This window comes from Streptomyces sp. NPDC059456, assembly GCF_042750055.1.
Taxonomy (GTDB): domain Bacteria; phylum Actinomycetota; class Actinomycetes; order Streptomycetales; family Streptomycetaceae; genus Streptomyces.
The window spans coordinates 1-8,081 of record NZ_JBHYVA010000377.1 but is presented as its reverse complement, the minus strand read 5'-3'; the positions used below and the strand labels follow the sequence as shown (position 1 = coordinate 8,081).

Below are 8,081 nucleotides of genomic sequence, written 5' to 3'. Positions count from 1 at the left end.
ACCCCCCCGGCCACGCCCCCCAAACGGACTACTCCCAAATTTGCGGCCGTTTAGTCCCGTGGCCCCGCCCCGCCCTACGGGGGTGGGGGGGCCCCTCGCCCGTACCCAAACCCTCCTCAAGGGGGAGAACGGCATCGGCACCGTCCGGCGCACCGTCCTCCCCGGCGGACTGCGCATCGTCACCGAGACGCTGCCCTCGGTCCGCTCCGCCACCTTCGGCATCTGGGCGCACGTGGGCTCCCGGGACGAGACGCCCACGCTCAACGGTGCCACGCACTACCTCGAGCACCTCCTCTTCAAGGGCACCCGCAAGCGCAGCGCCCTCGACATCTCCTCCGCGATCGACGCGGTCGGCGGCGAGATGAACGCCTTCACGGCGAAGGAGTACACCTGCTACTACGCACGGGTGCTCGACACGGACCTGCCGCTGGCGATCGACGTCGTCTGCGACATGCTCACCGGCTCGCTGATCCGCGAGGAGGACGTCGACGCCGAGCGCGGCGTCATCCTCGAAGAGATCGCGATGACCGAGGACGACCCGGGCGACTGCGTGCACGACCTGTTCGCGCACACCATGTACGGCGACACCCCGCTGGGCCGTCCCGTCCTGGGCACCGTCGACACGATCAACGCCCTCGGCGCCGACCGGATCCGCCGCTTCTACAAGAAGCACTACGACCCCCGCCACCTGGTGGTCGCAGCGGCCGGCAACGTCGACCACAACAAGGTCGTGCGCCAGGTCCGCGCCGCGTTCGAGAAGGCCGGCGCCCTCGCGCACACCGACGCCGAGCCGATCGGCCCGCGCTCCGGGGCCAAGCGCATCCGCACCTCCGGCCGCGTCGACCTGGTCGGCCGCAAGACCGAGCAGGCCCACGTGGTCCTCGGCATGCCCGGCCTCGCCCGCACCGACGAGCGCCGCTGGGCGCTCGGCGTACTGAACACCGCCCTCGGCGGAGGCATGTCCTCCCGCCTCTTCCAGGAGGTCCGGGAGAAGCGCGGCCTGGCCTACAGCGTGTACTCGTACACCTCGGGCTTCGCCGACACCGGGCTCTTCGGCGTGTACGCGGGCTGCCGCCCGAACCAGGTCCACGACGTGCTCCGGATCTGCCGCGGCGAACTCGACAAGGTCGTCTCCGAGGGGCTCACGGACGAGGAGGTCAAGCGGGCCGTCGGCCAGCTGTCCGGCTCCACCGTCCTGGGCCTGGAGGACACCGGCGCGATCATGAACCGCATCGGCAAGAGCGAGCTCTGCTGGGGCGACCAGATGTCCGTCGACGACATGCTGGCCCGGATCGCGTCCGTGACCCCGGACGACGTCCGCGCGGTCGCCCGGGACGTGCTGGCCCAGCGGCCGTCGCTCGCGGTGATCGGCCCGCTGAAGGAGAAGCAGGCCGCCCGCCTCGACGAAGCGGTGGCCTGAGACCCTGACACCCCGGGGCAGGGCACCGGCCGCCGCCGGCCGGCGCCCTGCCCGTACGACAGGAAGCGAAGAAGCATGAGCAGCAAGCTGCGGGTAGCGGTTCTCGGTGCCCAGGGCCGCATCGGCTCCGAAGCGGTCAAGGCCGTCGAGGCCGCCGAGGACATGGAGCTGGTGGCCGCCCTGGGCCGCGGCGACACCCTGGAGACCCTGGCAGAGGCGGGCGCGCAGGTCGCGGTCGAGCTGACCACCCCCGCGTCGGTCATGGGGAACCTGGAGTTCCTGACCGGCCACGGCATCCACGCCGTGGTCGGCACCACCGGCTGGACCGAGGAGCGCCTCGCGCAGCTGGACACCTGGCTCGCGGCCTCCCCGCAGACCGGTGTGCTCATCGCCCCGAACTTCTCCATCGGCGCCGTCCTCACCATGAAGTTCGCCGCCCAGGCCGCCCGCTACTTCGAGTCCGTCGAGGTCGTCGAGCTGCACCACCCGAACAAGGTCGACGCCCCCTCCGGCACGGCGACCCGCACCGCCCAGCTGATCGCGGCCGCCCGCGCCGAGGCCGGCCTCGGCCAGCAGCCCGACGCCACCGCCACCGCCCTGGACGGCGCGCGCGGCGCGAACGTCGACGGGGTCCCGGTGCACGCCATCCGCCTGCGCGGCCTGCTGGCCCACCAGGAGGTGCTCCTCGGCGGCGAGGGCGAAACCCTGACGATCCGTCACGACTCCCTGCACCACAGCAGCTTCATGCCGGGCATCCTGCTCGGCGCGCGCCGCGTCGTGCAGCACCCGGGCCTCACGTTCGGCCTGGAAAACTTCCTCGACCTCGGCTGATGAGCAGGCAGTAGTCCCATGCGCGCGAAGATCACTTACTTCCTCACGGCCGCCGTCCTGGTCGTCTACTTCGTCCTGGTCGGCAGCCGGGGGGTGATGCTGCTCCGGCAGGGCACCGCACTGACCGTCACCTTCGGTGTGGCCGTGCTGATCCTGCCGGTCATCGGCGTCTGGTTCCTCTGGAAGAACACGCAGTTCGTGACGAAGGCGAACCAGCTCGCGACCGAGCTGGAGGCCGAGGGCGGACTGCCCGTCGACGAACTGGAGCGGGACGAGTACGGCCGGATCCTGCGGGACTCCGCCGACGAGGTCTTCGCGCGCCGCAAGGCCGAGACGGAGGACGCGCCGGGGGACTGGCGCAGCTGGTTCCGCCTCGCCGTCGCCTACCACGATGCCCGGGACACCCCGCGGGCCCGCAAGGCCATGCAGCGGGCCATCGCCCTGCACGCCGCACCGCAGGCCCGGACCGTGTCCGCGAAGTAGCGCCGGCAGTCGTCACCGCGTAAGCCGGGAAGCCCGTGCAGGAACGATCCTGTACGGGCTTCCCGGCGTTGCGCGCCGGCGTCAGGCGGGTACGGCCCGGTACTCGTCGGCCCAGGCCTCGACCATGTCGGCGGCCCGGTCGAACGCCTCGGTCCGCGACAGGAAATCGGCGTTGTGGTCGGTCAGCAGCACCGGCAGCTCCGCGCCGCCCTGCCCGACCGCGGTCAGGGCCTGGCCCTGGACGGTCCGCGGCAGTCCCAGCCAGCGCACCGGCTGCTGGACCGTACGGACCTCGGCGACCTCGTCCCAGGTGAGCGAGCGGGTCGTGAAGAAGCCCACCCGGCGCAGCCCCGAGGGGCTCACCCAGACGCCCGCCCTGAGGATCCGCAGCGCCGACCCGATCACGGCGAGCGCGGCGACCAGGCAGACGCCGGCGCCGGACCAGGCTCCGGCGAACGCGATGATCATCGTGGCCAGCAGCATGAACGAGGCCACCAGGAGCAGCAGGGCGGCGCCGGCCACCCGCCACGGCCCGGGCCGGTACGGCCGGCGCCAGCGGTCGGGGTCCTCGTGAGCCAGTACGTCGTCGCCGTCACTGTCTTCGTGCGCGTCCAACGCGCGGTCGGCCGTCAAGAAGGGCAGGGGCACGGCTGTACCTCACTCACATGCACGTTCGGTTGGGCTTGCCCGTGAGGCTACCGTCCCTCGGAGGCTTCCGACTGCTGCGACTTGGCGGGCTGGTGGGGCTGGAGTGCCGGCATGCCGAACAGCAGGGAGCCGACGAGCCCGGCCACGACGGTCAGCCCGACCAGCGTACGGGCGGCCAGCTGGGGCGCGCTCAGACGCTCGCGTGGCGGTGGAGTGACGTTGCTGCGGAAGCGTTCGGCCTCGGCGACGAAGGCGAACGGGACGGGTTCGCTGGGGGCGGCGCCCAGCGATGGCTGGGGGAGGAACATGGAGCGACTCTCCTCACGATCAGGGCCCTGGGGCGGCGGTCGCGGCGTGTACCTGTACAGACGTACGAGCCCCCCAATCGGTGCCTGAATTCGGGACATTAACCAAATTTTATGGCTGGGCGTCAGCTGAACGGGTGGCCGTCCCGCCCCCCGGAGCCGGACGGCGCGTGCGCGGCGGGCGGTGAGCCGCGCCGTAGAGTGGGCGCGCCCCATGTGAGTCGTTCGGAAGGACCCCCGGTGAGCGAGACCGCCGCTTCAGACCTGAAACCCAGCTTCCGCAGTGATGTGACGGTGGAGCTGGTGAAGCACTCCGCCGCCGACTCCGACGTGCTGTGGGCCGCCCGTGTCTCCACGGCCGGCGAGCAGTCGCTCGAAGAGCTCCAGAAGGACCCCGAGCGCTCCAAGGGCCTCATCAACTACCTGATGCGGGACCGCCACGGCAGCCCGTTCGAGCACAACTCGATGACGTTCTTCATCAGCGCCCCGATCTTCGTCTTCCGCGAGTTCATGCGGCACCGCGTCGGCTGGTCGTACAACGAGGAATCGGGCCGCTACAGGGAGCTCGAGCCGGTCTTCTACGTCCCGGACGCCGAGCGCAAGCTCGTCCAGGAGGGCCGCCCGGGCAAGTACGTCTTCGTCGAGGGCACCGCGGCCCAGCAGGAGCTGACGGGCCGGGTCATGGAGGACTCCTACCGTCAGGCCTACGAGGCCTACCAGGAGATGCTGGCGGCGGGCGTGGCCCGCGAGGTTGCCCGTTCGGTCCTGCCGGTCGGACTTTTCTCCTCGATGTACGCGACCTGCAACGCGCGCTCGCTCATGCACTTCCTCGGCCTGCGCACGCAGCACGAGCTGGCGACCACGCCGTCCTTCCCGCAGCGGGAGATCGAGATGGTCGGCGAGAAGATGGAGCAGCACTGGGCGGCGCTCATGCCGCTGACGTACGCCGCGTACAACGCGAACGGCCGGGTCGCCCCGTAAGGACCGGTACGGCCCGATGGGGACGGATGGAACCGTGACGCACGGATGTGCAGAGTCAAGTCCGAAGTGTCCGTATTGCCACGTTTCGTAAAGTTCATCTAGGCTGATCAAACGGACCCGGCACTGCTTGAACCCCCGAGCAGGCAGTGCCGGGATCCAACAACCCGCGCGGCCCGTGCCGGGAGCCACACCCTGTTGACGTCCCCCGAGGGGACACCGCGAGCATGGCAGCGAGTAGCGTGTTACCCATGGCTCCGATCTCGACTCCGCAGACCCCCTTCGGGCGGGTCCTCACCGCCATGATCACGCCGTTCACGGCGGATGGCGCACTCGACCTCGACGGCGCGCAGCAGCTCGCCGTCCACCTGGTGGACGCAGGCAACGACGGCCTGATCATCAACGGGACCACCGGTGAGTCCCCGACCACCACCGACGCGGAGAAAAACGACCTCGTACGAGCCGTCCTGGAAGCGGTGGGCGACCGTGCCCACGTCGTCGCCGGCATCGGCACCAACGACACCCGCCACACCCTGGAACTCGCCCGGCAGGCCGAGCGCACCGGCGCACACGGCCTGCTCGCGGTGACCCCGTACTACAGCAAGCCGCCGCAGGAAGGCCTCTACCGGCACTTCACGGCGATCGCCGACGCCACCGAGCTTCCGGTGATGCTCTACGACATCCCCGGCCGCAGCGGCGTCCCGATCAACACGGAAACCCTGGTCAGGCTGGCCGAGCACCCCCGCATCGTGGCCAACAAGGACGCCAAGGGCGACCTCGGCCGCGCCAGCTGGGCCATCGCCCAGAGCGGACTCGCCTGGTACTCCGGCGACGACATGCTGAACCTGCCGCTGCTGTCCGTCGGCGCCGTCGGCTTCGTCTCCGTGGTCGGCCACGTGGTCAGCCCCGAGCTCCGCGCGATGCTCGACGCGCACCTGGGCGGCGACGTCCAGAAGGCCACCGAGATCCACCAGAAGCTGCTGCCCGTCTTCACCGGCATGTTCCGCACCCAGGGCGTGATCACCACCAAGGGCGCCCTGAACCTGCAGGGCCTGCCCGCGGGCCCGCTGCGGCTCCCGCTCGTCGAGCTCACGGCCGAAGAGACGGCCCAGCTCAAGATCGATCTTGCCGCCGGCGGGGTACAGCTCTGACAACGGACTTCACAACTGAATAAGCAAGACGAACAAAACAGACGAATGCAAGTGCACGAATGACATGCGCGCCACGTGCCTTACGAGGTACGTGGCGTGTGTGGTGAGGAGAGACTTTTGAGCCATCCGCATCCTGAACTTGGTCCCCCGCCGAAGCTCCCCAAGGGCGGCCTGCGCGTCACCCCCCTGGGCGGTCTCGGCGAGATCGGCCGCAACATGACCGTCTTCGAGTTCGACGGCCGCCTGCTGATCGTCGACTGCGGCGTTCTCTTCCCCGAAGAGGAGCAGCCGGGCATCGACCTGATCCTGCCGGACTTCTCGTCCATCCGGGACCGGCTCGACGACATCGAGGGCATCGTCCTCACGCACGGCCACGAGGACCACATCGGCGCCGTCCCGTACCTCCTGCGGGAGAAGCCGGACATCCCGCTGATCGGCTCCAAGCTGACGCTGGCCCTCATCGAGGCCAAGCTCCAGGAGCACCGGATCCGCCCCTACACCCTCGAGGTGAAGGAAGGCGACCGGGAACACCTCGGAGTCTTCGACTGCGAGTTCATCGCGGTCAACCACTCCATCCCGGACGCCCTGGCCGTCGCCATCCGCACCCCCGCGGGCCTGGTCGTCGCCACCGGCGACTTCAAGATGGACCAGCTGCCGCTGGACAACCGCCTCACCGACCTGCACGCCTTCGCGCGCCTGAGCGAGGAGGGCATCGACCTCCTCCTCTCGGACTCGACGAACGCCGAGGTCCCGGGCTTCGTCCCGCCGGAGCGCGACATCTCCAACGCCATCCGCGGCGTCTTCGCGGGTGCCCAGAAGCGGATCATCGTGGCGTCCTTCGCGAGCCACGTGCACCGCATCCAGCAGATCCTCGACGCCGCGCACGAGTACGGCCGCCGGGTCGCCTTCGTGGGCCGCTCGATGGTCCGCAACATGGGCATCGCCCGTGACCTGGGCTACCTGCGCGTCCCGGCCGGCCTCGTCGTCGACGTGAAGACCCTCGACGACCTGCCGGACGACGAGGTCGTGCTGGTCTGCACGGGTTCCCAGGGCGAGCCGATGGCGGCCCTGTCCCGCATGGCCAACCGCGACCACCAGATCCGGATCGTCCCCGGCGACACCGTGATCCTGGCGTCGTCGCTGATCCCGGGCAACGAGAACGCGGTCTACCGCGTGATCAACGGCCTGACCCGGTGGGGCGCCAACGTCGTGCACAAGGGCAACGCCAAGGTGCACGTCTCCGGCCACGCCTCCGCCGGCGAGCTGCTGTACTTCTACAACATCTGCAAGCCGCGGAACCTGATGCCGGTCCACGGCGAATGGCGCCACCTGCGCGCCAACGCCGAGCTCGGCGCCCTGACGGGTGTCCCGAAGGACCGCATCGTCATCGCCGAGGACGGCGTGGTCGTCGACCTGATCGACGGCAAGGCCCGCATCTCCGGCAAGGTCCAGGCCGGCTACGTGTACGTGGACGGCCTGTCGGTCGGCGACGTCACCGAGTCCTCGCTCAAGGACCGCCGGATCCTCGGCGACGAGGGCATCATCTCGGTCTTCGTCGTGGTGGACAGCACCACCGGCAAGGTCGTCAGCGGCCCGAACATCCAGGCCCGCGGCTCCGGCATCGAGGACTCGGCCTTCGCGTCGGTCCTGCCGAAGATCGAGGAAGCCATCGCCCGCGCCGCCGCCGACGGCGTCGCGGAACCGCACCAGCTCCAGCAGCTCATCCGCCGGACCATGGGCAAGTGGGTCTCGGACGGCTACCGACGCCGCCCGATGATCCTCCCGGTCGTCGTCGAGGTCTGAGCCTCGCCGTAGCGCCGTCACCGGAGCGGGGCAACCGGATTTGCATCCGGGGGCCCCGCTCCAGTACGTTTACGTCTCCACCTCGCACAACACCCCGGCACACACGTGTGTCCGGACTTGTGCTGCGCGAGCGGGTGGGATTCGGACCCGGGGAAACCTGATAAAGTCTGATCCGCCCGAAAGGGAAAGGCCCTCCAACGGTCACCGAATTCAAATCCTCCCGGAAACGGGCCGGAAAGAATCTGGTAAGGTTGGAACCGCCGGAAAGGGAAAACGCGAAAGCGAAGGACCTGGAAAGCAAGCGGGACTGACTCTGATAGAGTCGGAAACGCAAGAACGAAGAACGAAAGCCCGGAGGAAAGCCCGAGAGGGTGAGTACAAAGGAAGCGTCCGTTCCTTGAGAACTCAACAGCGTGCCAAAAATCAACGCCAGAAGTTGATACCCCGTCCACTTCGGTGGAT

8 protein-coding genes are annotated in these 8,081 nt (G+C 69.4%); 6 read left to right on the top strand and 2 right to left on the bottom strand.

Going from position 1 to position 8,081, the window contains the following annotated elements; all coding sequences use genetic code 11:
* Positions 1-40 precede the first annotated feature (40 nt).
* From ACFXA3_RS27300 to ACFXA3_RS27290, 3 genes are all read left to right on the top strand, one after another.
* Positions 41-1,420, top strand: a complete 1,380-nt coding sequence (locus ACFXA3_RS27300) for a M16 family metallopeptidase (protein WP_385191020.1) — start codon at positions 41-43, stop codon at positions 1,418-1,420.
* Between the two features lie 75 nt (positions 1,421-1,495).
* On the top strand, positions 1,496-2,251 hold the full coding sequence (gene dapB, locus ACFXA3_RS27295; protein ID WP_385191018.1) for a 4-hydroxy-tetrahydrodipicolinate reductase: 756 nt from the start codon (positions 1,496-1,498) through the stop codon (positions 2,249-2,251).
* Positions 2,252-2,269: 18 nt separating this feature from the next.
* Positions 2,270-2,734 (top strand): hypothetical protein, encoded by a 465-nt coding sequence (locus ACFXA3_RS27290; protein ID WP_385191017.1) that lies wholly within the window; start codon positions 2,270-2,272, stop codon positions 2,732-2,734.
* Positions 2,735-2,815: 81 nt separating this feature from the next.
* Here ACFXA3_RS27290 and ACFXA3_RS27285 read toward each other — a convergent pair whose 3' ends face one another.
* Positions 2,816-3,382 (bottom strand): PH domain-containing protein, encoded by a 567-nt coding sequence (locus ACFXA3_RS27285; protein WP_385191015.1) that lies wholly within the window; start codon positions 3,380-3,382, stop codon positions 2,816-2,818.
* 47 nt (positions 3,383-3,429) lie between these two features.
* Positions 3,430-3,690: a hypothetical protein gene (locus tag ACFXA3_RS27280; RefSeq protein ID WP_385191013.1), complete on the bottom strand. Its 261-nt coding sequence runs from the start codon at positions 3,688-3,690 to the stop codon at positions 3,430-3,432.
* Positions 3,691-3,927: 237 nt separating this feature from the next.
* Between ACFXA3_RS27280 and thyX the strand changes: the two genes are divergently transcribed.
* The 3 genes from thyX to ACFXA3_RS27265 all read left to right on the top strand — a co-directional run bounded on the left by thyX (position 3,928) and on the right by ACFXA3_RS27265 (position 7,619).
* Positions 3,928-4,668, top strand: a complete 741-nt coding sequence (thyX, locus tag ACFXA3_RS27275) for an FAD-dependent thymidylate synthase (protein WP_054220976.1) — start codon at positions 3,928-3,930, stop codon at positions 4,666-4,668.
* A gap of 248 nt (positions 4,669-4,916) precedes the next feature.
* Positions 4,917-5,816, top strand: coding sequence for a 4-hydroxy-tetrahydrodipicolinate synthase (dapA, locus tag ACFXA3_RS27270; RefSeq protein ID WP_385191012.1), 900 nt, complete (start codon positions 4,917-4,919; stop codon positions 5,814-5,816).
* Positions 5,817-5,933: 117 nt separating this feature from the next.
* The gene (locus ACFXA3_RS27265) at positions 5,934-7,619 is read left to right on the top strand and encodes a ribonuclease J (RefSeq protein WP_385191011.1); all 1,686 of its coding nucleotides are present in this window, start codon (positions 5,934-5,936) and stop codon (positions 7,617-7,619) included.
* The last annotated feature ends 462 nt before the right edge of the window (positions 7,620-8,081 follow it).